This window comes from Paenirhodobacter sp. CAU 1674 (assembly GCF_029222945.1).
Taxonomy (GTDB): domain Bacteria; phylum Pseudomonadota; class Alphaproteobacteria; order Rhodobacterales; family Rhodobacteraceae; genus Rhodobacter.
Map to the genome: position 1 here is coordinate 408,251 of NZ_JARHUH010000002.1, position 23,867 is coordinate 432,117.

Here is a 23,867-nt window from a genome sequence, read left to right on the forward strand (position 1 = left end):
GATGGACAAAAGGGAGGCCCGCGATGACGCCTGAAATTCTGTTGCCGGTCAGCGACCCGGCGGTTCTGTCCGAACTCGACGCTCTGGCGAAACGCCACCGGGCGGCCTCGGGTGTCGGGATGCAGGTGCTGGGGTTCATCGGCGGGTCGGCCGAGGGTTTGCTGGGCAAGCTGCCATCCGGGGTCCGCGACGGGCTGGAAGGTGCCACGGCGCGCGCGCTGGAAACCGCGCTGAGCGCGGCGGGGCGGTCGCGCGGGGTGGTTTCGGACCGTGCCGATTGGGTCAATACCGCGCTGACCACGGCGATGGGCGCGGCGGGGGGCTTGGGCGGTTTGCCCGGGGCGCTGACCGAACTGCCCTTCACCGTCACCATGCTGTTGCGTGCAATCCAGGGGATTGCGGCCGAGCATGGCTTCGATCCGGGCTCGGAAGAGGTGCGTGTCGAATGTCTGCGGGTTTTTGCCAGCGCCGGACCGCTGGCGCAGGACGATGGTACGGACATGGGCTTTCTGACCGCCAAGGTCACGATCACCGGCCCGGCGCTGAACGGGTTGATCGCCCGGGTCGCGCCGCGTTTCGCCGCCGTTCTGGGCCAGAAGCTGGCCGCGCAGGCGGCACCCGTGCTGGGCGCGGTGGCAGGGGCCGCGGTGAATTACACGTTCACCAGCTATTACCAGGATATTGCCCGTGTGCATTTCGGGCTCAAACGCCTGGCCCGTGACAGTGGCCAAGACGAAGGCCTGCTGCGCGAGGAACTGGTCGCGCGGATCGTCAAGAAAGCCTGAGCCCCGCGCAGCGGGGCCCGGGGTCGGCTTATTGGGTCGCGTCCGGGGCGGGGGCCGTGCCCGCCGGGGCGACAGTTTCCGCTGGCGCGTCGGTGGTTTCCTCTGCCGGGGCCTCTTCGGTCAGGGTGTTTTCCGACCAGGTGCCCGAGGCGACCTCGCCGGTCTTGTAGCGCATGACGCCCTTGCCCTGCCGCTTGCCCTGCACGAACATGCCCTCGTAGACATCGCCATTGGCGTAGGTGGCCACGCCCTGGCCGTCGATCTCGCCGTTGCGCCAGCCACCCTGATAGGTGAAGCCGTCGGGCATGGTGATGTGGCCCTGTCCCGCGCGCTGACCGGCCTCGAAGGTGCCTTCATAGACGGTGCCATCGGCATAGGTCGCGCGGCCTTGTCCGTGGCGCTGGCCATCGGCCCAGTCCCCGTCATAGATATAGCCGTCCGGGTAGGTCATCCGGCCCTTGCCATGGTTGCGCGCCGCCAGAAACTGCCCTTCGTAAACCAGACCGTTGGCGTATTTTGCGATGCCGGTGCCCTCGATCACGCCCGCGACCCAATCGCCCTCATAGCTCGACCCGTCGGGATAGGTGATCTTGCCGCGGCCCTCGGGCAGATCGTTCACGAATTGCCCGGTATAGACCGAGCCGTCAGGATAGGTCACCGTGCCCATCCCCTCGATCCGCCCGCCTGACCAGTCCCCGTCATAGACGTAACCATCGGTGCCGCGGAAGATGCCCTTGCCGTGGCGTTGGTCGAGGATGAAGCCGCCTTCATAGGTGTCGCCGTTGGCATAGGTCACCTTGCCCTGACCCTGCCGCTTGCCCGCGACCATCTCGCCTTCGTAGATGTCACCGTTGGCCTGCTGCAGCCGGCCGGTGCCGTTCATCTGGCCTTCCTGCCAGCCGCCTTCATAGGTCAGCCCGTCGGCCATGGTCAGCTTGCCCTGTCCGGCCCGCAACCCGGCCAGCATGTCGCCTTCGTAGACCGCGCCGTCGGGATAGGTGATCTTGCCGCGGCCCTGTTTTACGCCGCCGACCCAGTCGCCATCATAGCGATAGCCATCGGCGCCGGTCAGCACCCCCTTGCCGTCGTGGAGCGCATTCTTGAACGTGCCGGTATAGGTCGTGCCATTGGCATAATGTGCTACGCCTTCGCCGGTGATCTGGCCCGCGACCCAGTCGCCCTCGTAGGTGCCGCCATCGGCAAAGACGATCTTGCCCTTGCCGTTAGGCTCGCCCCTGGCGAACTGCCCCTCGTAGACCGAGCCGTTGGGAAACCGCGCCCGGCCCTGGCCCAGGATCTGGCCCATCACCCAGTCGCCTTCGTATTCATACCCCGAAGGCAGCTTGTAGGTGCCGCGGCCATGTTGCTTGCCGTCCTTGAAGGTGCCCTCGTACAGCCCGCCATCCTCGTATTGCTTGGTCACGATTTCCTGCGCGAAGCCCGCCGTGCCCGACATGCCCAGCCCCAGCCCCGCCAGCACCACCGCCAGAGACATCGCCCGAAGTTGACCGTTCATGCCCGAAATGCGCGCCATGTTATGTTCCCTGTCTCGTGTCCCGAAGGAACCCGGGGGATGGTCCGGCCCGGGCGCGGCCAGACTAAAGCCCGTACGCCCCCGAGACAAGCGCCCGGCGGGCGCCGGGCGCGGGCTTGCGGGTTTTTGCGCGCAGGCGCTTTCAACCGGGGCGATCAGCCGCTAAATCTGGGCGGGACCGCACAAAAGGACCGTGCCATGGCCGACAGATTTCGCCTGACCCTTGCCCAGCTGAACGCCACGGTGGGTGCCTTCGCCGCCAATGCCGAAAAGGCGCTGGCCGCCTGGGCGCAGGGCCGGGCCGCGGGGGCCGACATGGTGGCGCTGCCCGAGATGTTCCTGACCGGCTATCAGACGCAGGATCTGGTGCTCAAACCCGCTTTCGTGCGCGAGGCGATGGCCGCGGTCGAGGCACTGGCCGCGCAGATCACCGACGGCCCGGCGTTGGGGATCGGTGCGCCCTATTGGGACGAGACCGGGCATTACAACGCCTATTATGTGCTGCAGGACGGCAAGGTCGTGGCGCGCCTGCTGAAGCATCACTTGCCGCATGATGATGTGTTCGACGAAATGCGCCTGTTCGATTCGGGCCCGATTTCAGGGCCTTACCGGATCGGCCCGCTGCGCATCGGCACGCCCGTTTGCGAAGATGCCTGGCACCCCGACGTGGCCGAGACGCTGGCCGAAACCGGCGCCGAGATCCTGCTGGTGCCCAACGGTTCGCCTTACCGGCGCCGCAAGCTCGACCTGCGGATGAATGTGACGGTGGCGCGGGTTGTCGAAACCGGGCTGCCGCTGGTCTATCTGAACATGGTGGGCGGGCAGGATGACCAGCTGTTCGATGGCGCCAGTTTCGTGCTCAATCCGCACGGTCAGCTGGCGGTGCAGATGGCGGCGTTCGAGGAACAGATCGAGCATGTCGATTTCGAGCGCGGCCCCGATGGTTGGCGCGCGGTTCCCGGGCGATGCGATGCGCAACCTGACGACTGGGAACAGGACTATCGTGCGATGGTTCTGGGGCTGCATGACTACCTGACGAAATCGGGGTTCTCGAAGGTGGTTCTGGGCCTGTCCGGCGGGATCGATTCGGCGCTGGTGGCGGTAATCGCCGCCGATGCTTTGGGTCCGCAAAACGTGCATTGCGTGATGCTGCCCTCGGAATACACCTCGCAAAGTTCGCTGGACGATGCGGCGGATATTGCCGGGCGGCTGGGAACGCGGCTCGATACGGTCAGCATCGAAGGCGCGCGCGATGCCGTCGAAGGGGCGCTGGCGCATCTGATGGGCGGCACGAAACCCGATGTGACCGAGGAAAACATCCAGTCGCGTCTGCGCGGCGTGATGCTGATGGCGATTTCTAACAAGTTCGGCGGTCTGCTGCTGACCACGGGCAACAAATCCGAAATGGCGGTGGGGTATTGCACCATCTACGGTGACATGTCCGGTGGCTATAACCCGCTGAAAGACCTTTATAAAACGCGGGTATTCGAAACCTGCCGCTGGCGCAATGCCAACCATCGCCCCTGGATGCAGGCCCCCGCGGGCGAGGTGATCCCGCCCAGCATCATCGACAAGCCGCCCTCGGCCGAACTGCGCCCCGATCAGAAGGATCAGGACAGCCTGCCGCCCTATGAGGTGCTTGATGCGATCCTTGAGCGGCTGGTGGAAGAGGATCAGTCGGTCGCCGAGATCGTCGCCGCAGGGTTCGATCGCGCCACCGTGAAGCGGGTCGAGCAATTGCTCTACAGGGCGGAATGGAAGCGTTTCCAGTCGGCGCCGGGGCCGCGTCTGACGACACGGGCCTTCTGGCTTGATCGGCGCTATCCGATGGTCAACCGCTGGCGCGATTCCAGCTGAGCGGGCAGGGGGCGTCTGCGCCCCCTTTCAAACCGCTTCCAGGGTGCAGCTGCGCAGCAGGTGCTTCACGGCGCGCTCGGTGCCCAGATCTGTGGCCGGGGTCATCACCGTTGCGGCGGCCGCCGAAGACCCCCAGCGCAGCGCTTCGGGCAGGGGCAGGCCGCGCCCGCGCGCCAGCACGAAGGCGGCGACAAAACTGTCACCGGCGCCGACCTTGGAAACCACCTTGTCCGGCACGGATTGTGCCACCCAGCGGGTCTGATCGGTGGCCAGAACGTTGCCATCCGCCCCCCGCGCGACGATCACCGCATGGGCCAGACCGCGCCGCACCAGACTTTGCGCGAAGTCGGCACTGTCTTTGCGGGTGGGCAGCGGACGGCCTGCCAGTTCCTCGGCCTCCAGATCATCCATCCGCAGCACGTCGGCGGGTTTTGCGCCTGCCTCCAGCAGTTTGTGCAGCGCCTTGCCCGAGGTATCGAGGAAGAATCGCGCACGGGTGCGGGCAATGCGGGTGGCCAGCCGGGCGGGGAAGTCATCGGGCACGCCGGGCGGCTGGCTGCCGGACAGGACGACGATGCCGTTTTCGGGCGCGGCCTTGCCGATGCGATGCAACGCCTTGCTCACGTCGCGTGGCGTCCAGTCCGGGCCGGGCATGACGAAGCGATATTGCTCGCCGGTGGAGTCGTCGGTCACCGTCAGGCTCTGGCGGGTTTCGCCGGGGGCCGGGAAGGGCGCCAGGCCGATGCCCGCCTCGGCCAGCAGATGCATCACCATGTCGCCTGTCGGCCCGCCAAGTGCCACGAAGGCGGTCGAATGCCCGCCCAGAGCCGAAAGCGCGCGGCTGACGTTGATGCCGCCGCCGCCCGGATCGGTTTCGGGGCGCGAGCAGCGCAGCTTGCGCTCGGGGGCGACATGATCGGCGCTGATCGACAGATCGACGGTGGGATTGAGCGTGATGGTCAGGATCGAGGTCATGGTGTCCTTTTCTGCGCCGCGGCGGTAACGCCAGCATGACAGGTTCGCCACAGGGCGCCAAGGCCGGACCACGCAACCAAACTGCCGGGCGCGGCGGAGACAGGCAATTCCGCTGCAGGGGGGCGAACTGACGCATAATCAGGCAGGCGGCGGACCCGTGTGCAGGTGCGCGCGAGGTTGCGACCGAATGGCCGGTTGCCCGGACCCGCGATCACAGCGTAGTGTGCGATCATCGACTGTCCTGACACGCAAGAGACATGCGCGCACGCCGAGCCTTTTCCAACCGCTTCCGGGCCCTGAGCTTTGCCCGGGCGCTGGCATTGGTGGCGATGCTTTTGCAGGTAGTGCTCTATGCCGAGCACGCCGGCGCCAGCGCGGTTGCGGCGGCAGGGCATGCGCCGGAAGGAACGCGGGGCGGATTTCTGCAGATATGCACGGGCGAGGGTATCATCCTGATGCCGGTGGGTGGCGCCGAGCCTGCGTCACAGACCGGTGCCCATTCCAGTTGTCCGATCTGCACCAGCCCGGGCGCTTGCGGCTTCGACATGCCGCAGGCCAGTGCTGCGGTGGCGTTCCAGCCTGCCGTTTTTGCGCCGGTTGCGCGGCGCTCCGAGGTGCCCGCACCCGTCAGTCTGCGTCTGGTCGGACTGGGCCAGATCCGCGCGCCCCCGCATCCGCTTTCCTGAACGATCCGGCTGCATGGGCAGTCAGCCCCGGCCTGAACCTTCCACATCGTCGCCCAAGACCCCGTGCCTTGCTGCGCGCGCGGCTTCGGTTGACCCACTTCAGGAAAGATAACTCCATGAAACGTCGTAATTTTCTTCTGACCACTTCGACCGGCATGCTGTTTGCCGCTGCCGGCACTGCGCAGGCGCAGGAAAAAATGGTCATGCCCTGGGACTGGACCGATGAGAACGGGCTGGCCCGGTTTCTGAAGGTCGATCCGAACCCGCTGGAAAACGAGTTCGAGAAATACCCACGCTGCCCCTATTGCGGCATGGTGCGCAAGATGTTCAGCCAGACGCGCCACCTGATCGTTTACGATGACGACACTGTGGACGGCACCTGCTCGCTGCATTGCGCGGCGATCAGCCTGTCGCTGAACCTCGATCGCGGGCCGAAGACCATCTATGCGGGGGACGCGGGCGCCGAGGACGAGGTCAAGCCGCTGGTCGATGTCGAACAGGCGACCTATGTGATCGACCCGTCCAAGCCGGGCACCATGGCGGCCGTGTCGAAATATGCCTACGCCGACAAGGCCAAGGCAGAGGCTGCAATGGTCGCGGGCGCCGAAATGACCGATTTCAACGGGGCGCTGGTGCGCAGCTATGCCGACATGGCGCAAGACACCATCAACATCCGCGCCCGCCGCGCCGAGCGCCGCGCGCGCGCCGGAAACTGAGGCCACGCGCCTTTGGCCCGCCCCGGTCGTGCATCGAGGCGGGCGCAACCGATAGGAGAGAGCCGATGTGCGACCATTCCGACTGCACCCATGCGCCGCGCCCTGACCGGCGAAAGCTTCTGGCCGCGCTGCCGTTTGGCGCGGCACTGCTGTGGCTGGGCACGGGGCTGCGCCCTGCCCATGCCGACGCGCCCCCCGTCGATCTGCCGCCGCCCGGCCCGCGCGATACCTGCCCGGTCTGCGGCATGTTCGTGGCGAAATATCCCGAATGGGTCGCCACCATCCTGTTTGCCGACGGCACGGCGGTGCATTTCGACGGTGCCAAGGATTTCTTCAAATACCTGCGCGACATGCCGAAATATGCCCCCGACCGCAGCCCCGATCAGATCGCGGCCATGGGTGTGACCGAATATTACGGGCTGGCCCGGGTCGACGCGCGCGCGGCGCTTTATAGCGTCGGATCGGACGTTCTGGGCCCGATGGGGCACGAGCTGGTGCCGCTGGCCAATGACGCGGATGCCGCCGATTTCACCCGCGATCACAAAGGCCGCAAGCTTCTGGCCTTTGACGAGGTGGCGCTGCCGCTTTTGGCCGATCTGGATCAGGGGCATTTTGAATGAAGCCAGCGGCGGGCCTTAGGCGCAGCAGCGTTGTTTTCGCGCTGATCGGCGCGCTTGCGCTGATGCTGGCGCTGGAAGCCGCGCATGCCGCCTGGCGCGCCCCGGCCGAGGCACGGCGGATCGCCGCCTCGGCCGATCTGGTGCGCAGCCTGGGTCTGACCGACCTCGCGCTGTTCACCGAGGCCCGCTATGCCCGCCACCCCGCGCTGGCCGATCTGCACAGCGCGTTTCAGGATAACCCGATGTCTTTCGAACATTTCCCCTCGGGCAGCTTCGTGCCGCTGCCCCATGCGCTGCCTGCCAGCGCGCTGGGGTTCAGTGCCGACGAGGTGAGCCGATGACCCCCTTCCTGCGCCGTCAGCGCGCACTGGCCGATTACACCCTTGCCGCGCTGGCCCGCCGCCGTGGCAAGAACCTGGCGCTGGTGGTGATCTTCTCGGTCATCGTCTTCGTCGTGGCCTCGGCGATGCTGTTTTCCGCGGCCCTGCAGCGCGAGGCCGATCTGGTGCTGGCCGAGGCGCCCGAACTGATCGTGCAGCAACTGGTGCTGGGGCGGCAGGATCTGATCGCGGAAACCCAGATCGCCAAGCTGACGGCCATTCGCGGCGTGACCGCGGCCAAGGGGCGGTTGTGGGGGTATTTCTATGACCGGATCAGCGGCGCCAATTATACCGTGATGGTGCCTGACGATCCGGCGATGATGCCCGAGCCGGGCACGGTGGCGGTGGGCGAGGGCATCCCGCGGGCGCGCGGCTTCACCTTTGCGCAGGCGCCGCTGTTTCTGAGCCGCTGGCCGGGGGAGTTGCAGAAATTCGCCGTGGCGCGGACCTTCGACAGCGATTCCGCGCTGGTCTCCAGCGATCTGGTGCTGATGGCCGAGTCCGATTTCCGGCGTTTTTTCGAAGTGCCGCCCGGGGTTTACACCGATATTGCGGTGTCGATCCGCAATCCGCGTGAAATCGCGACGATTGTCGAGAAAGCCACCCGCGCCATGCCCGCCGCGCGGTTCGTGACCCGCGACGACATTGCCCGCACCTATCAAAAACTGTTTTCCTGGCGCGAGGGCCTGCTGGTGGCGCTGGCCGGGGCGGCAATTCTGGCGTTTGCGATCTTTGCCGCCGAAAAGGCCTCGGGTCTGTCGGCGGAAGAGGCGCGCGAGATCGGCGTGCTCAAGGCGATCGGCTGGGACAGTTCGGACGTAATCGCGATGAAGCTGTGGGAAGGGGCGCTGATCGCGATTGGCGCCTTCCTGATCGGCACGGTGGCGGCCTATCTGCATGTGTTCGGGGCGGGGGCGGCACTTTTCGCACCGGTGCTGAAGGGGTGGTCGGTGATCTACCCCGATTTCCGGCTGGCACCGCAGATCGACGGGATGCAACTGACCGCGTTGTTCCTGATTACCGTGGTGCCCTATGTGGCCGCCACATTGGTGCCGATCTGGCGCGCGGCCTCTGCCGACCCTGACCAGATCATGCGCTGAAAGGGCCCTTTGATGATTTCTCTGCAATCCGTCAGCAAGCTTTACAACGAAGGCCGCCCGAACGAGGTGCAGGCGCTTCGCGACATCGACCTTGAAATCGCGCCCCGGGCGGTGACCGTGTTCAAGGGGCCGTCGGGGTCGGGCAAGACCACGCTTCTGTCGATCGTCGGCTGCATGGCGCGGCCCTCGACCGGGCGGGTCTTTGTCGACGGGCAGATGGTGTCGGGCCTGCCCGAGAAGTTCCTGACCGAACAACGCCGCACGACCTTTGGCTTCGTATTCCAGCGGTTCAACCTGATCCGGGGCCTGAGCGTTCTGGAAAACGTGATGCTGCCCGCGGTGCCGCTGGGCCCTGACCATGCCGCGCTGAGGCGGCGCGCGCTGGACCGGCTGGAACAACTGGGGCTGGGCGCCAAGGCCGATATGAAGGTCGAATATCTGTCGGGCGGTGAAACGCAGCGCGCCGCGATCGCCCGCGCGCTGATCAACGATGCGCGCATCCTGATCGCGGACGAGCCGACGGCGAACCTGGACACCGAACTGACGCATCGTTTTCTGGAGATCGTGGCCGCTCTGCGCGACGAAGGCCGCACGGTCATCATGACCAGCCACGACCCCCGCATCTGGGAGGCGGATATGGTCAACGCGGTGATCGAGATGCAGGACGGGCGGATCAGCGGGGCCTTCGCATGATCTTTCAGACCCCGATCCTGGCCCTGCTGCTGGTGTCGCTGCTGGCCAGCCTCGTCGCCGTCTGGAGCGGCTGGTTCGGGCTGCGCGTGCTGGCGCGCTGGAACCTTGCGTCGGGCAGTCGGGCGCAGTTGCAGATGGAACGGCTGACCGAACTCGTCTCGACGCTGTTTCGCTTCGTGATGCTGGCCGAACTGGTGTCGCTGCTGCTGTTCGTCTTCAATGCCGACCGGATGGCGAGCCTGTTCGTGGGTGCGATGTGCGCGGTCGGCACGCTGAACGTCAACCCCTACGGCTTCCCGGCGCTTTACGCGAAGATCGCGGTGTTCTTCGCCGCGGCCGTCTGGTTGATGCTGGACCGCGCCGACCGGATGGGCCGCGACTTCCCGCTGACGCGGGTGAAATATGCGGCCCTTGTCGGGATTGCACCGCTGGTGGTGCTGAGCGCGGGGCTGGAGCTGACCTATTTCCTGAACCTGCGCACCGATGTCATCACCTCGTGCTGTTCGAAACTGTTCACCCCGGTGAACCCCAACCTCGCGGCAGAGCTGAGCGGGCTGAGCCCGGGCGCGGCGCTGTGGTTGTTGGGCGGCAGCGGCGCGGCAGTGGCGTTGGCGGGGGCGGGGGCGCTGATCTGGCGGCGCGGCGCGCAGGTCTTCGCGCTGGCGGGGGCGGTGCTATTCGGGGTGGCGATCGCGGCGATCATCTCGGTCGTGTCGTCCTACATCTATGAACATCCGAACCACCATTGCCCGTTCTGCATCCTGAAACCCGAATACGGCTACTACGGCTATGCGCTTTACGGGCCGCTGTTCGCAGGCACGGCGCTGGCGCTGTCGGCGGGCGTCTTGCAGGGCTTTGCCCGGGTGCCGAGCCTGACGGGCGTCTTGCCTGCGCTGATCCGGCGGCAGATCTGGCTGTCCCTTGGGGCATTCGCGCTGTTCGGGGTGGCGGTGATCTGGGCGATCGTCCGGTCGCAGCTGATCCTGTTCGGCTAAGGATGCCGTAAGGGAATATCCTATTTGCGACATTCGGGTTGAAAAACGACACTTAACGTGGTCCAATCTGACCGTGCTCCGCAGGCGTGCCCGTTTCGGGTGGGCTACCGGGCCGTGTTGGCATGCCCGATGCGGTCCGTTCAGGCGGAGAAATCGCCCAATCGGGTGGTGACTTGAGCCTTGTGGCCACCTGGCTGCGCCAAGAACAACCAACGAAACCGGGGGACTTCCCATGACTATCCGTAAAATCGGCGCGCTGTGCGTCACTGGACTTATTGCTTCGACCGGCGCTGCGATGGCGGCCGACAGCTGCGGCCAGATCTCGCTGGCCGAGATGGACTGGGCTTCGGCCGAGCTGATGGCCAATGTCGACGCGATCATCCTGGAAGAGGGCTATGGCTGCGAGGTCGAGCTGGTGCCCGGCGCCACGACCACGACCTTTGCCTCGATGAACGAAAAGGGCCAGCCCGACGTGGCGCCCGAACTGTGGATCAACGCGGTGCGTGACCCGCTGAAAGTGGCGAAAGACGCCGGCACGCTGGTCGCGCTCAATGCCGGGCCGATCACCGATCTGGGCGAGGGCTGGTGGGTCACCCCCGCCTTTGCCGAGGCGCATCCCGAACTGGACACGGTCGAGAAGATCCTCGAACACCCCGAGCTGTTCCCCTACAAGGAAGACGAAACCAAGGGCGCCTTCTACGGCTGTCCGGCGGGCTGGGGCTGCCAGTTGGTGAATGCCAACCTGTTCCGCGCCTTCAAGATGGAAGACAAGGGCTGGGTTCTGGTCGATCCGGGATCGGCCGCGGGGCTGGACGGTGCGATGGCCAATGCGGTCGAACGCGGCGAGCCGTGGTTCGGCTATTACTGGTCGCCCACCGCGATCATCGGCAAATACAACATGGTCATGCTGCCGTTCGAGGCCGAATGGGGCGGGCGTGACAATTGGGATGGCTGCATTGCCCTGTCCGAACAGGACTGCGCCGATCCGAAGCCGACCTCGTGGACGGTGTCCGAGGTGGAAACCGTCGTGACCGCCGAATTCATGGAAAAGGCCGGCCCCGCGCAAGAGTATTTCAAGAAGCGCGTGTTCCCGGGCGACGTGATGAACGCGATGCTGGTCTTTATGAGCGACAATCAGGCGACCGGCGAGGACGCGGCCTATGAGTTCCTGGCCGAACATGCCGATGTCTGGACGCAGTGGGTCAGCCCCGAGATCGCCGACAAAGTGAAAAGCGCGCTTTAAGCGCCGGACCCGGTTTTCGCAGGCCCGTGCGCGATGCGTGCGGGCCTGTGGCTGTTCAAAGGATAAGCTATGGATTTCCTGACAGAATTTCCCTCTTTGGGCCGTCGTGACCTGAGCGCGCTGCGCCAGGCTATCGACGGCGCCTTCCGCAATTTCACCCGCGCCTATGGCGAGGGGATCGAGGCCTTCTTCGACCCGCTTCTGCGCTTTATGATCTGGTTCGAGCGGCTGCTGATCCATGCGCCGTGGCCCGTCGTGATCGCCGTGCTGGCGGGGCTGGCCTGGCTCGGCTCGCGGTCGTGGAAGATCACGGCAGGCACGGTCGCGGCCTTTCTGGCGATCGGCTGGCTCGGGATGTGGGAAAACACCATGTCGACGCTGGCGATCATCTCGGTCGCGACCTTCCTGTGTATCGCCATCGGCATTCCGATCGGCATTCTGATGGCGCGCTACAACCGGGCGCAGACGCTGATTACGCCGGTGCTGGACGTGATGCAGACGATCCCGTCCTTCGTCTATCTGATCCCGGTGGTGATGCTGCTGGGCATCGGCAAGGTGCCGGGCCTTCTGGCGGTGTGCATCTATGCGCTGCCGCCCATCGTGCGGCTGACCAATCTGGGCATCCGCCTTGTCGATACCGAGGTTCTGGAAGCCGCCACCGCCTTTGGCGCGTCGACCCGTGAAAAACTCTGGGGGGTGCAGATCCCGCTGGCGCTGCCCAACATCTTTGCCGGTGTGAACCAGACGATTATGATGGCGCTGTCGATGGTTGTGATTGCCTCGATGATCGGGGTGCAGGGGCTGGGCGTGCCGGTGCTGCGCGCGATTTCCAACCAATACCTTGCGCTTGGGCTGATGAACGGGCTGGCGATTGTCGCGCTCGCGATCATCTTCGACCGCGTCAGCCAGACCTATGGCAAACGCCTGCAAAGCTACAAGGATCAGGGCCATGGCTGACGATGTGACCGAACCGAAAATCCGTATCCGCAACCTGTACAAGATCTTCGGCGAAGATCCGGCCGCCGCGCTGGCGCAGGTGCAGGCGGGCGCCAGCAAGGCCGAGCTGCTGGAGACCAGCAATCATGTGCTGGGGCTGCGCGACATCAACCTCGATATACCCGCGCATGGGTTGCAGGTCATCATGGGGCTGTCCGGGTCGGGCAAATCCACGCTGATCCGCCATTTCAACCGGCTGATCGACCCCACCGCGGGCGAAATCCTGGTCGATGGCGAGGATGTCATGGCGATGAATGACACCGCGTTGCGCGATCTGCGGCGGTTCAAGATGTCGATGGTGTTCCAGAAATTCGGCCTTCTGCCGCATCGCACGGTGCAGCAGAATGTCGAATACGGCGTGCATATCCAGGGCCTGAGCGATGACGAGGCGCAGCGTCGTGCCGCGCGCTGGATCGAGCGCGTGGGTCTGGCGGGCTTTGAGCAGCACTACCCCGGGCAATTGTCGGGCGGCATGCAGCAGCGTGTGGGTCTGGCCCGGGCGCTGGCCACGGATGCGGATATCCTGCTGATGGACGAGGCGTTCTCGGCCCTCGATCCGCTGATCCGCACCGATATGCAGACCGTCCTTTTGGACCTGCAGGCAGAGCTGCAAAAGACCATCGTCTTCATCACGCACGATCTGGACGAGGCGCTGCGGATCGGCGACAGCATCGCGATCCTGCGCGACGGCGAGGTGGTGCAGGCGGGCGATCCGCAGGCGATCATCATGGACCCGGCGGATGCCTACATCACGGATTTCATCAAGGACATCAACCGTGCCAAGGTGATCCGCATCCGGTCGATCATGGTGCCGGGGCCGGGCGGCGGGCAGGGCGCGCCGGTGCGCACCAGCCAGACCATCGAGGAAATCCTCGGCGTGCTGCATGACAGCCCGGACGGGGTTTGCCCGGTGATCGACAAGGCCGGCAAGACGGTCGGCACGATCAGCATGAACGCGGTGATCGGTGCGCTTGAATCGCGCAAGACTGCGGAAGTCGCCCGCTATTCCTGACCCAGACCGCCGCCGCCCGTGATCTGCGCAAGCAGCGCGCGGGCGGCACGGGTGCGATGGCGCGCGGGGTGGCTGAGCACGGCAAAGGGTCGCTCGGCCCCGGCAATGGGCCGGGCGACCAGCCCGCCGGGCGCCGTGGCCACCGCCCGCGCCGACAGCGCGCTGACGCAATCGCCCGCCGCAACCGCCGTCAGCACGGCGGCGTTCGAGGGCATTTCCAGCGCCACCTGCAAATCGTCCGGCATCAGGCCCTGCGCCGCCAGATGCGCCTCGAATTCCGAACGCGTGCCCGACCCCGCCTCACGCAGAATCCAGCGCAAGCGCGGATAATCGGCGGGCGCAATCGTGGTGCGTCCGGCCCAGGGGTGACCCTGTGCCATGATCAGCACCAACTGATCGCGCGCCACCACCTGCCGGTGCAGGTCACCCTGCGCGACGGCCCCTTCGACAAAGCCCAGATCGGCCTCGCCCGCCTGCACGGCCTGCGCCACCTGTGCGGTGTTGCCGACGCTCAGCGTGATCTCGACCTTGGGAAAAGCGGCGTGAAACCGCACCAGTTGCGGCGGCAGCCAATAGCTCGCGACGGTCTGGCTGGCGTGCAGGCGCAGCCGCCCGCGGGGTTCCTGCGCCAGATCCTCCAGCACCAGCCGGGCGGTTTCGGCCTGTGCCAGCACCGCGCGCGCCGCGGGCACAAAGGCCGTGCCGGCCTCGGTCAGGGTGATGCCGCGCCCGATCCTGTCGAACAGCGCGACGCCATGCGCCCCTTCCAGGGCGGCCACCGCTGCCGAAACCGCCGATTGTGTCAGCCCAAGCGCCTGCGCGGCACGGGTGACGTGCTGGCGTTCGGCCACGGCCAGAAAGATGCGCAATTGCTCCAATGTCATGAATAAATAATCGCAAAAATCGAACGATTGAACAAGAATAATGCGTTGGATTGAATGGTTGTGAGGCGACATTCTGGCGCGGCAGGCAGAATGACGGAGACAGAGATGCGCGGCCAGATGATCGACACGACGGCCCGGCCCTGGGCGGCATACCCGCTTCTGCCGGGGCTGGCGTTGAGTTTCGGACTGGCGCTGGCGGCCGTGGCGCTGCAACGCACGCTGGGGGTGGCGGGGCTGAGCCCGCTGGTGCTGGCGATGGTTGGCGGGATGGCACTGCGCAATCTGGGGCGGGTGCCTTTCACCGCGCAGCCCGGAATTCAGTTCACGCTCAAACGCATCCTGCGCGCGGCGATCGTGCTGCTGGGGTTTCAGCTGACGCTGACGCAACTGGCGGCGGTTGGCGGGCGCGGGGTGGCGGTGATCGTGGTCACGCTGGGGGCGACCTTCGTCTTTACCAAGGCGATGGGCCGCGTGATCGGGGTCGAGCGGCGCCTGGCCGAACTGATCGCGGCGGGCACCTCGGTCTGCGGGGCCTCGGCGGAGATCGCCTGCAACACGGTGACGCGGGGCAGCGACGAGGATGTGGCCTATGCCATCGCCTGCGTGACGGTGTTCGGCTCGCTTTCGATGCTGCTGTTTCCCGCACTTGGCGGGATGCTGGACCTTGGCGCCACGCGCTACGGTCTGTGGGCCGGGGCCACGATTCACGAGGTGGCGCAGGTCGTCGCCGCGGCCTTCGCGCGGGGCGAGGCGGCGGGGCATGCAGGCACGGTTGCCAAGCTCAGCCGGGTGATTCTGTTGGCGCCACTGATCCTGTCGCTCGGGGCGTTGGCCGCGCGGCGGGGCGATGCGACGGGCGCGCGCGCACCGATGCCCTGGTTCGCCTTCGGTTTCATTGCGGTGGTTTTGCTGAATTCCGCGATCGCGCTTCCGGCCGATTGGCATGCACGCATCGCCACGGGCACGTCCTTTCTGCTGACCATGGCGCTGGCTGCGATGGGGCTGGAAACCGATGTGCGGCGGTTGCGGCTGCGGGGGCTGCGGCCGCTGGTTCTGGGCGCGCTGGCCTGGCTGTTCATTTCCGCCCTGGGGCTGGGGCTGGTGCAGATCGTGTGATCAGAGCCGTGCGAGGTAATGCGTGACGGCGGGGCGCACCGATTGCGCGCCGCCCTCGCGGGCCTCGTGGATGACGCGGTGCAGCTCGGTCAGATTGGCGCGCCGGATCAGATGCTTGACCGGGCCGATCGAGGCCGGACGCATGCTGAGCGTGCGGATGCCGAGCGCGGCGAAGGTCAGCGCCTCGACCGGGCGGCCCGCATCCTCGCCACAGAAGCTCAGCGCCACGTCATTGGCTTCGCAGCGCACGATCAGCTTTTCAAGGAAGGTCAGGAAGCTGACATCGAGCGTATCGTAGCGGCGGCGCACACGTTCGTTTTCGCGGTCGGCGGCGAAGAAGAACTGTTTCAGGTCATTGCCGCCGATCGAGATGAAATCGCAGGCCTGATAGAAACTGTCCGGCGCAAAGCCCAGCGACGGGGTTTCCAGCATCGCGCCGATCTTCAGGCTTGAGGGCACGGGGCGACCCATCTGCGCCTCGCGTTCGATTTCATGCATCAGCGAGGCGCGCGCGTCATGGAATTCGTTCGGCGTGGCGATGAAGGGGAACATCACCGACAGCGGCCGACCGGCGGCGGCGCGCACCAGCGCCTGCAACTGCATCCGCAGCACGCCGGGCTTGTCCAGCCCGACGCGGATTGCGCGCCAGCCCATCGCGGGGTTGGGCTCGTCCTGCGGTTTCATATAGGGCAGAACCTTGTCCGACCCGATGTCGAGCGTGCGGAAATAGACCGGCTTGTCACCCGCCGCATCCATCACCCGGGCATAAAGCGCGGCCAGTTCGCCCCGGCGCGGCACGCGGGTGCGGGTCAGGAATTGCAATTCGGTGCGGAACAGGCCCACGCCATCTGCGCCCGACCCCACCAGCGAGGGCAGATCCGCCATCAGGCCGGCGTTCATCACCAGGCTGATCGTCTGGCCGGACTGGTCGGTCGCGGGCAGGGTGCGCAGATCGGCATAGCGTTTCTGCGCCTCGGCCTGCATCGCGATCTTGTCGCGGAACGCGGCGGCGACGCTGTCTTCGGGGCGCAGGTGGACGATGCCCTGATCGCCGTCGATCAGGATCGCGTCGCCGTTCAAGGCCTCGGTGGTGATCCGTGCGGCATGGATCACCAGCGGGATCGACAGGGCCCGCGCGACAATCGCGGCGTGGCTGCCGACGGAGCCTTCCTCCAGCACCACACCCTTCAGTGCCCGCCCGTATTCCAGCAATTCCGCAGGGCCGATGTTGCGCGCGACCAGAACCGGGTTTTCCGGCAGCGCCGCGCCGGTGTCGCTGCCCTGGCCGGTCAACAGACGCAGCAGGCGGTTGGACAGATCGTCCAGATCGTTCAGCCGCTCGCGCAGATAGGGGTCGGGGGATTGTTCCAGCCGCGCGCGGGCGGTGGATTGTTCCTTCTCGACGGCGGCTTCGGCCGACAGGCCCAGACCGATGTCTTCGCTCATCCGGCGCATCCAGCCGCGCGAATGCGCCAGCATCTTGTAGGTTTCCAGAACCTGCCGGTGGTCCTTGTCCATCCCGGCGGACCCTTCGAGCATCTCGTCGATCTGCGCGCGCAGCGCCTCGATGGCGGTATCCAGCCGTGCCAGTTCGGCTTCGGGGTCGTCCCCGACCGGATTGCTTACCACCACGCGCGGCTCGTGCAGCCAGACACGGCCCTCGGCGGCGCCTTCCTGTCCGCAGGTGCCGCGGAACATCACCGGGAAACGATGGGTCGAGCCGATGCCGTTGCCCTCGGCGGTGAAGGCGCCGAGTTCGGTCATCTCGGCCAGCACCATTGCCACGACCTCAAGGCCATAGACCTCGTCTTCCGAGAATTCGCGGGCCTGACGCGACTGCACGACCAGCACGCCCAGCTTTTCGCCGACACGCTGGATCGGCACGCCAAGGAAGGATGAATAAATCTCTTCGCCGGTCTCGGGCATGTAGCGGAAGCCCGGGGCCGAAGGCGCATCGCCGGTATTCACCGGCACGCCCGTGCGCGCCACACGCCCGACCAGGCCTTCGCCCAGCCGCATCCGGGTCTGGTGGACGGCTTCGGGGTTCAGACCCTCGGTCGCGCAAAGTTCTAGGGTTTCGGGATCACGGAACAGGTAGATCGAGCACACCTGCGTGCGCATCGAATCGGCAATCAGATGGGTAATCCGATCCAGCCGATCCTGGCCGCCGCCGGGGGTGGCAAGCTGATCGCGCAGACGCCGCAGCAAACTGCGACTGTCGCTGTCACTGCGTTCCGGCATTGCCCCTGTCAGCCCCCGTGTCCCGCAAGGGCCTGAATTCGCTCAGGCCGCTTTTTCCAGTTCAAACGCATCATGGAGGGCCTGCACGGCCAGTTCCATATATTTCCTGTCGATCAGCACCGAAATCTTGATCTCGGAGGTCGAGATCACCTTGATGTTGATGTTTTCGGCAGCAAGCGCCTGGAACATGGTCGCCGCAACCCCAGCGTGTGAACGCATGCCGATCCCGACCACGGAAACCTTGGCCACCTCGGTGTCGATGATCAGCTCGTCATATTTGATCTGGCCGGCGGCCTTGGCATCTTCCAGCGCCTTCTTGGCGCGGGCGACCTGATTGATCGGGCAGGAGAAGGTCATGTCGGTGACGGCGCCGGGGTGGCTGTCGTCATAATCTTTTTCCGAGATGTTCTGCACGATCATGTCGACGTTCACGCCGGCCTCGGACAGCGGGCCAAAGATCGCCTGGGCGACGCCGGGGCGGTCCTCGATGGTGAACAGGGTGATCTTGGCTTCATCGCGCGAATAGGCAACGCCAGAGACGACTTTCGATTCCATGATTTCATCCTCACCGCAGACAAGGGTTCCAGAGGTTTCGTCGGTGTCCTCAAAGGACGACAGCACCCGCAGGCGCACATTGTAACGCATCGCCAGCTCGACCGAACGGGTCTGCAGGACTTTCGCACCAAGAGAGGCCAGTTCGAGCATTTCCTCGAAGGCGATTTTGTTCAGCTTGCGCGCTTTCGAACTGATCCGCGGGTCGGTGGTATAGACCCCGTCCACATCGGTGTAGATGTCGCAGCGTTCTGCCCCGAAGGCGGCGGCGAATGCCACCGCCGTGGTGTCCGAACCGCCCCGGCCCAGCGTGGTGATCCGGCCTTCGGGCGACAGGCCCTGGAAGCCCGCGACGACCGCGACCTTCATGCCTTCGGCGAATTTCGCATCCAGATTGTCGCGCGGGATCGACACGAACCGCGCCGCCGAATGCGCCGAGGTGGTGTTGATCGGCACTTGCCAGCCCTGCCAGCTGCGCGCGGGCACGCCCATTTCCTGCAGCGTCAGGGCCATCAGACCGGCCGTCACATTCTCGCCCGAGCTGACCACGGCATCATATTCGCGCGCGTCGAACAGCGGCGAGGTCTGCTCGACCCAGCCCACCAGCTCGTTGGTCTTGCCCGACATGGCCGAGACGATCACGATCACATCGTAACCCCGTTCCACCTCGCGGCGGACCTTCTCGGCGGCGTTCTTGATCCGCGCAAGATCGGCGACCGAAGTGCCACCGAATTTCATGACGAGAAGCGGCATCATACCCCCCCAATGTGCCCGGACACAATGCCCGGATAAATCCCGCCCCTGCTAGCGGATGGGGGGCGCGCATGCAAGGGCTCGCTGCGGTGCGCGCTCACCGCAACGTAATCGCGGTGTCGCCTGACTGTCACGGAACTGTTGCGCTGGGGCGATAGCGGTCGCCCTGTGGTTGCGCGAAGGAGGAGAGCATGAGTCTGGCCGAGGTTGAGGCCCGCGAACGGCGGGCACAGGCGCGGGGGTTGTATCGCGCGCTCGAGGTGCTGCGGGGCGATATGGCGCGCCGGGCAGAGGCGACGCTGGAACATTGGGACAGCCTGATCCAGCGCCCGGAATTCATGGCATCGGCGCGCAATCTGGCCGATTATCTGGCCTTGCGGCGGGGCGATCTGGTGCCGTTTCAGGCGCCGCTGGCCTCGCTCGGGCTCAGTTCGCTGGGCCGGGCCGAGGCGCATGTGCGCGCCTCGCTCGATGCGGTGCTGGCCTCGCTGGCGCTGATCGGGGGCGAGGGCGAGGCGGGCTATCCGCCGGTCGAGGTCTTCGCGGCGGGGCCGGCCCGGCTGGCCGCGCGGCGCGATGCGCTGTTTGGCGCGCGGCGTGGCAATCCGCAGACCCGCACCATGGTCACGCTGCCCTCCGAGGCGGCGCAGGGCCCGGAACTGATCGCCGCGCTGCTGGCGGCGGGCGCCGATTGCCTGCGGATCAATTGCGCCCATGACACGCCCGAGGACTGGGCTACGATGATCGGCCATGCGCGCCGGATCGGCGCCGAGATGGGGCGCCGCGTGCCGGTCCAGATCGACCTGCCCGGCCCGAAACTGCGCGTCGAAGAGGTGCTGGGCGCGGATGAGCGGCTGCAGGTCGGCGACCTGTTCGAGATTGTCGACGCGCTGCCCGCGTCGAAGAAATACCGCAAACACGACCGGGTGCGCGCCACGCTCAGCCATCCGGCGCTGATGGCGGCGATGACCGAAGGCTGCGCGATCTGGATCAACGACGGCAAGCTGCGCGCCAAAGTGGTCGAGCTGGAGCCGGGCCGGGTGGTGGCCGAGGTCACCTCGACCCCCGGCAAGGGCGCACGGGTCCGTCCGGAAAAGGGCGTCAACCTGCCCGGCACCGACCTGCGCGTGCCCGCCCTGACCGAGGACGATCTGGCCTGCCTCGATTTCGCGATGCGCCATGCCGACATCATCGGCTATTCCTTCGTGCAGACCGGCGCCGATCTGCGCCGCCTGTTTGCCGAGATGGAGGCGCGCGCCCCGAAATCCGAGGGCAGCGGCGGGCGCGACTGGCCCGCGCTGATGCTCAAGATCGAAACGCCGCTGGGACTGCGCAACCTGCCCGCGCTGATCGTCGAGGCGGGCGGGCGGATACCCGTGGGCGTGATGATCGCGCGCGGCGATCTGGCGGTCGAGATCGGGTTCGAGCGGCTGAGCGAGATTCAGGAGGAAATCCTGTGGTTGTGCGAGGCGGCCGAGGTGCCGGTGGTCTGGGCCACGCAGGTTCTGGAAGGACTGGTCAAGGAAGGCCAGGCCAGCCGCGCCGAGATGACCGATGCCGCGATGAGCCAGCGCGCCGAATGCGTGATGCTGAACAAGGGGCCGCATCTGGTCGAGGGCGTCAGCTTCCTGCGCGATGTTCTGGTGCGGATGGACCGGCACACCAACAAGAAATCGCCCCGTCTGGGTGCCTTGGGGCTGTGGCACGACTTCTGAGCGAGGAGGGGGCGCTGCCCCCGCTACGCTCCCCCGGGATATTTGGGCCAAGATGAAAGGGCGGGTCGGCGGAAGCGGGCTTGCCGATCAGAACGGGATCGCGGTGCCGTCGTAGCTTTCGAAACAGCCGGTGGTGGTCACGTCGAGGGCGGCGAAGCGTTGCGCCAGCCCCGCGACCGATTGCGCGGTGCTGATCTCGGCTGCCGGACCGCCCATTTCGGTTTTTACCCAGCCGGGGTGGTAGATGCCGACGGCAATTCCTTCGCCGCGCAGGTCTGCGGCCAGGTTGCGGCCAAGGTTCAGCGCGGCGGCCTTGCTGGCGCGGTAGATATAGCTGCCGCCCGGCGCCCGTGCGTCCGACCCCATCGCCGAGGCGATGATCGCGATCTTGCCATGGGCGGCACGCAGATTCGGCAGCAGGGTCTGGATCGTCAGGAAGACCCCGGTGACATTGGTGGCAAACCCCTGGGCCCACAGCGCGGGGCCATAGCCCGCCTCCAGTGTCTGGCCCTTGTCGGGATAGATCCCGGCATTGCACACCAGCAGGCTGATCGGCAGCCCGTTCAGCCGCCGTGCCAGCGCGTGCTGGCTGTCGGTATCGGTCACATCGAGGGGCAGCAGATCGCCCGCAGGGCGGCGTGCCGTGCCGAAGGCCACCGTGCCCGTTGCGCGATACTGGGCCAGAAGGGCCGCGCCGATCCCGCGGTTCGCGCCGGTGATGAGAATGGTCATGGGGGCCTCCGTCCGTCGTCACTGCATGTCGTGCGGCTAACATGCCGCTGCAGGCCCCGGAGGCAAGCGTTAATTGATCTTCCGCGAGGGCTTGAACGGCAGGGGAGCGACCGGGATGCCATCTTCCAGCAGGGCGCGCGCCTCGTCCAGCCGCGCCTCGCCGTGGATCGCGCGTTCGGGGGCGTTGCCCTCATGCATCGCGCGCGCTTCGGTGGCGAAATCCGCGCCGACGTAATCCGAGTTCTCTTCGATATACCGGCGCATCGTGGCCAGTGCCGCCTCGGCCTCGTTTTGCGGGGCCGACAGCGGATGCCCCGCTTCGTCCGCCTGGCCCGGGGCGTTTTCAGTCGCGCGCGCCGGTTGCACCGAGGGTGTCATCAGCGCCTTGTCGACCACAGTCGATCCGCAATGGGTGCAGGAAATCATCCCGGCGGCGCGCAGCTTGTCAAAGCTTTCGGCCGAGTGGAACCAGCTTTCGAAGCTGTGGTCACGATCGCATTTCAACGTGTAGCGGATCATCGCGGGCACCCATGGGACTGCAGCATCAGATAAGCCAAGCGGCAGCGAATGCAAGCGTGCAGCACGCGTTCCGGGATCAGGAGTGGTTTCTGAGCCCGCGCAGCAATGCCGCAAGTTCGGGCTCGGCCACGGCCTTGGCGGCCTTTTTCGCGGTCATCCACTTGCGCTGCCGCTGGCCCTTTTCGGGGAAGTGCTGGGCCAGACGTTCGACCTTCATCGGATGCACCTCGACCCGGCAGGGCAGGGCGCGTCCGGGGGCCAGAACCTTGTTGTAGATATAGCTGCCAACGGCAGGCCCGGTGATTGCGCCGACCACGCCTGCCTCTTCCCAGGCCTCCATCACGGCGGTTTCGGCACCGCTGCGCCCGGGCATCGGCCAGCCCTTGGGCAGCACCCAGCGTCGGGTGTCGCGCGAGGTGATCAGCAAGACCTCGATCCGCCCTGCCTTGTGACGGGTGCACAGGGCCGCGAATTGTGCCGGGGTTACCCCCTCGGCCGCTTTCAGCAGGGCAAGCTTGGTCTCCATCTTCATGCGGGGCTTTCGATTGGGGTCTGGGACGGCAGGCGGGCCTTCGAGGATAGGGGGCGATGACGCAGCGGTCTACGCGGCGGGCATGACAGTTTTGTGACGTTTATCCCGGATTTGGCGTATCCCCGCGCAGGATCTGCGCAAAAGCCCCCGCATCCAGATTGCCCCCCGACAGGATCACGCCCACGCGGCGCCCCTTGATGCGGGCGGCGTCTTGCAGGGCGGCGGCAAGTGCGGCGGCCCCGGCGCCTTCGGCCACGTTATGGGTGGCCGTGAAGTAAAGCCGCGCGGCCTGCGCGATCTCGTCATCGCTGACCGCGGCGATCCGCGCCGCGCCCCTGGAATAGATCGCCAACGCCTCGGGCACCGGCACCCGCACCGCCAGACCGTCGGCAAAGGTGGTGGCCGCATCGCTGGGCACCGGGCGCCCCGCCTCGAACGACAGTTTTGCAGTGGGGGCGCCGGTCGCCACGACACCCACGATCTGCGTGTCGAGCCCCAGGGCATCGCGCGCGGCAATCGTCCCGCAGATCCCCGAGCCGCAGCCGATCGGCACATAGACCACATCCAGCGGCGGCGCCGCGCGGAAGAATTCAAGCCCGTAGCTTGCCACCCCGCGCACCAGTTCACGATGGAACGGCGGCACCGGCATCAGCCCCTCGGTCTCGGCCATGCGCATCGCCTCTTCGCGGGCCGTGTCGAAATCGGTGCCATGCTCGCGCAGCTCGGCCCCGAAGGCGCGCATCGCGGCATTCTTCTCGGGCGAATTGCCCTGCGGCACATAGACCACCGCGCGCAGCCCGGCGGCGGTGGCGGCCCGCGCCTGCGACTGGCCGTGATTGCCGCGCGTGGCGGTGATGATGCCGGGGCAGTCGGGATGGGTGCGGGTCAGCCAGTCGATGAAGGTGATCCCGCCGCGCGCCTTGAACGCCCCGGTTGGCCCGTGGTTTTCATGTTTGACCCAGACCTCGGCGCCCAGGGCCGCCGACAGCTGCGGCCAGGCATATTGCGGCGTGGCCGGGTGGGCGCGGTGGACCAGATCGGCGGCGGCTTCCAGTTCGGCAAGGGTGAACTGCATCGGGGATCTCCGTTTTGGGCGGGGCCATCAAAGCCTTGCCCCCCGCGGGATGCAAGGGCGCAGGGCTTTTCTGCACCTGCATTCGCCCGGTTTCGCAAAAAGGGCTTTGCAAGATTGCCTGTGTCGCGTGGGCAGTGTGGCGGGTTACACCTTTAG

23 protein-coding genes are annotated in these 23,867 nt (G+C 66.3%); 14 read left to right on the plus strand and 9 right to left on the minus strand.

Annotation, left to right across the window (positions count from 1 at the left end):
* Positions 1 to 23: 23 nt before the first annotated feature.
* The gene (locus tag P2G62_RS04220) at positions 24 to 785 is read left to right on the plus strand and encodes an EcsC family protein (protein ID WP_275733618.1); all 762 of its coding nucleotides are present in this window, start codon (positions 24 to 26) and stop codon (positions 783 to 785) included.
* Positions 786 to 813: 28 nt separating this feature from the next.
* On the opposite strand, the gene P2G62_RS04225 is transcribed toward P2G62_RS04220, so the two are convergent.
* Positions 814 to 2,241, minus strand: coding sequence for a 2-isopropylmalate synthase (locus tag P2G62_RS04225; RefSeq protein WP_275733658.1), 1,428 nt, complete (start codon positions 2,239 to 2,241; stop codon positions 814 to 816).
* Positions 2,242 to 2,517: 276 nt separating this feature from the next.
* Between P2G62_RS04225 and P2G62_RS04230 the strand changes: the two genes are divergently transcribed.
* Positions 2,518 to 4,176, plus strand: a complete 1,659-nt coding sequence (locus tag P2G62_RS04230; RefSeq protein WP_275733619.1) for an NAD+ synthase — start codon at positions 2,518 to 2,520, stop codon at positions 4,174 to 4,176.
* Positions 4,177 to 4,203: 27 nt separating this feature from the next.
* Here the strand turns inward: P2G62_RS04230 and P2G62_RS04235 are convergent, their stop codons facing one another.
* Positions 4,204 to 5,151, minus strand: coding sequence for a 1-phosphofructokinase family hexose kinase (locus tag P2G62_RS04235; RefSeq protein WP_275733620.1), 948 nt, complete (start codon positions 5,149 to 5,151; stop codon positions 4,204 to 4,206).
* A gap of 257 nt (positions 5,152 to 5,408) precedes the next feature.
* Between P2G62_RS04235 and P2G62_RS04240 the strand changes: the two genes are divergently transcribed.
* From P2G62_RS04240 to P2G62_RS04285, 10 genes are all read left to right on the plus strand, one after another.
* A complete protein-coding gene (locus P2G62_RS04240) occupies positions 5,409 to 5,837 on the plus strand; it encodes a hypothetical protein (protein ID WP_275733621.1) in 429 nt (142 codons plus the stop codon).
* A 116-nt stretch (positions 5,838 to 5,953) separates the two neighbouring features.
* Positions 5,954 to 6,553, plus strand: a complete 600-nt coding sequence (locus P2G62_RS04245; RefSeq protein WP_275733622.1) for a nitrous oxide reductase accessory protein NosL — start codon at positions 5,954 to 5,956, stop codon at positions 6,551 to 6,553.
* A 65-nt stretch (positions 6,554 to 6,618) separates the two neighbouring features.
* Positions 6,619 to 7,173, plus strand: coding sequence for a nitrous oxide reductase accessory protein NosL (locus P2G62_RS04250; RefSeq protein WP_275733623.1), 555 nt, complete (start codon positions 6,619 to 6,621; stop codon positions 7,171 to 7,173).
* Positions 7,170 to 7,514, plus strand: coding sequence for a hypothetical protein (locus P2G62_RS04255; RefSeq protein ID WP_275733624.1), 345 nt, complete (start codon positions 7,170 to 7,172; stop codon positions 7,512 to 7,514). The genes P2G62_RS04250 and P2G62_RS04255 overlap by 4 nt, the downstream gene beginning before the upstream one ends.
* Positions 7,511 to 8,653, plus strand: a complete 1,143-nt coding sequence (locus P2G62_RS04260; RefSeq protein WP_275733625.1) for an ABC transporter permease — start codon at positions 7,511 to 7,513, stop codon at positions 8,651 to 8,653. The genes P2G62_RS04255 and P2G62_RS04260 overlap by 4 nt, the downstream gene beginning before the upstream one ends.
* A gap of 12 nt (positions 8,654 to 8,665) precedes the next feature.
* Complete coding sequence (locus P2G62_RS04265) at positions 8,666 to 9,346, plus strand: ABC transporter ATP-binding protein (protein ID WP_275733626.1); 681 nt, start codon at positions 8,666 to 8,668, stop codon at positions 9,344 to 9,346.
* Positions 9,343 to 10,341, plus strand: a complete 999-nt coding sequence (locus P2G62_RS04270) for a hypothetical protein (protein WP_275733627.1) — start codon at positions 9,343 to 9,345, stop codon at positions 10,339 to 10,341. Before P2G62_RS04265 ends, P2G62_RS04270 begins: the two co-directional genes overlap by 4 nt.
* Positions 10,342 to 10,573: 232 nt before the next feature.
* Positions 10,574 to 11,584, plus strand: coding sequence for an ABC transporter substrate-binding protein (locus tag P2G62_RS04275; RefSeq protein WP_275733628.1), 1,011 nt, complete (start codon positions 10,574 to 10,576; stop codon positions 11,582 to 11,584).
* 69 nt (positions 11,585 to 11,653) lie between these two features.
* Complete coding sequence (locus P2G62_RS04280) at positions 11,654 to 12,541, plus strand: proline/glycine betaine ABC transporter permease (protein ID WP_275733629.1); 888 nt, start codon at positions 11,654 to 11,656, stop codon at positions 12,539 to 12,541.
* Positions 12,534 to 13,592, plus strand: a complete 1,059-nt coding sequence (locus tag P2G62_RS04285; protein WP_275733630.1) for a glycine betaine/L-proline ABC transporter ATP-binding protein — start codon at positions 12,534 to 12,536, stop codon at positions 13,590 to 13,592. Before P2G62_RS04280 ends, P2G62_RS04285 begins: the two co-directional genes overlap by 8 nt.
* On the opposite strand, the gene P2G62_RS04290 is transcribed toward P2G62_RS04285, so the two are convergent.
* A complete protein-coding gene (locus tag P2G62_RS04290) occupies positions 13,583 to 14,476 on the minus strand; it encodes a LysR family transcriptional regulator (protein WP_275733631.1) in 894 nt (297 codons plus the stop codon). The genes P2G62_RS04285 and P2G62_RS04290 overlap by 10 nt on opposite strands.
* A 90-nt stretch (positions 14,477 to 14,566) precedes the next feature.
* Between P2G62_RS04290 and P2G62_RS04295 the strand changes: the two genes are divergently transcribed.
* Positions 14,567 to 15,592 (plus strand): putative sulfate exporter family transporter, encoded by a 1,026-nt coding sequence (locus P2G62_RS04295; RefSeq protein WP_275733632.1) that lies wholly within the window; start codon positions 14,567 to 14,569, stop codon positions 15,590 to 15,592.
* On the opposite strand, the gene ptsP is transcribed toward P2G62_RS04295, so the two are convergent.
* On the minus strand, positions 15,593 to 17,833 hold the full coding sequence (gene ptsP, locus P2G62_RS04300) for a phosphoenolpyruvate--protein phosphotransferase (protein WP_275733633.1): 2,241 nt from the start codon (positions 17,831 to 17,833) through the stop codon (positions 15,593 to 15,595). It lies immediately after the preceding gene.
* Between the two features lie 42 nt (positions 17,834 to 17,875).
* Positions 17,876 to 19,138, minus strand: coding sequence for an aspartate kinase (locus P2G62_RS04305; RefSeq protein ID WP_275733634.1), 1,263 nt, complete (start codon positions 19,136 to 19,138; stop codon positions 17,876 to 17,878).
* Between the two features lie 191 nt (positions 19,139 to 19,329).
* Here P2G62_RS04305 and P2G62_RS04310 point away from each other — a divergent pair, with 191 nt between their 5' ends.
* Positions 19,330 to 20,853: a pyruvate kinase gene (locus P2G62_RS04310; RefSeq protein ID WP_275733635.1), complete on the plus strand. Its 1,524-nt coding sequence runs from the start codon at positions 19,330 to 19,332 to the stop codon at positions 20,851 to 20,853.
* An 87-nt stretch (positions 20,854 to 20,940) separates the two neighbouring features.
* On the opposite strand, the gene P2G62_RS04315 is transcribed toward P2G62_RS04310, so the two are convergent.
* From P2G62_RS04315 to P2G62_RS04330, 4 genes are all read right to left on the minus strand, one after another.
* Entirely contained in the window at positions 20,941 to 21,585 is a 645-nt protein-coding gene (locus P2G62_RS04315) for an SDR family NAD(P)-dependent oxidoreductase (protein ID WP_275733636.1), read from the minus strand.
* Positions 21,586 to 21,654: 69 nt separating this feature from the next.
* The gene (locus P2G62_RS04320) at positions 21,655 to 22,104 is read right to left on the minus strand and encodes a DUF1178 family protein (RefSeq protein ID WP_275733637.1); all 450 of its coding nucleotides are present in this window, start codon (positions 22,102 to 22,104) and stop codon (positions 21,655 to 21,657) included.
* A 76-nt stretch (positions 22,105 to 22,180) separates the two neighbouring features.
* Complete coding sequence (locus P2G62_RS04325) at positions 22,181 to 22,636, minus strand: NUDIX hydrolase (RefSeq protein WP_275733638.1); 456 nt, start codon at positions 22,634 to 22,636, stop codon at positions 22,181 to 22,183.
* A gap of 100 nt (positions 22,637 to 22,736) precedes the next feature.
* Positions 22,737 to 23,711, minus strand: a complete 975-nt coding sequence (locus tag P2G62_RS04330) for a threonine dehydratase (RefSeq protein ID WP_275733639.1) — start codon at positions 23,709 to 23,711, stop codon at positions 22,737 to 22,739.
* Between the last annotated feature and the right edge of the window lie 156 nt (positions 23,712 to 23,867).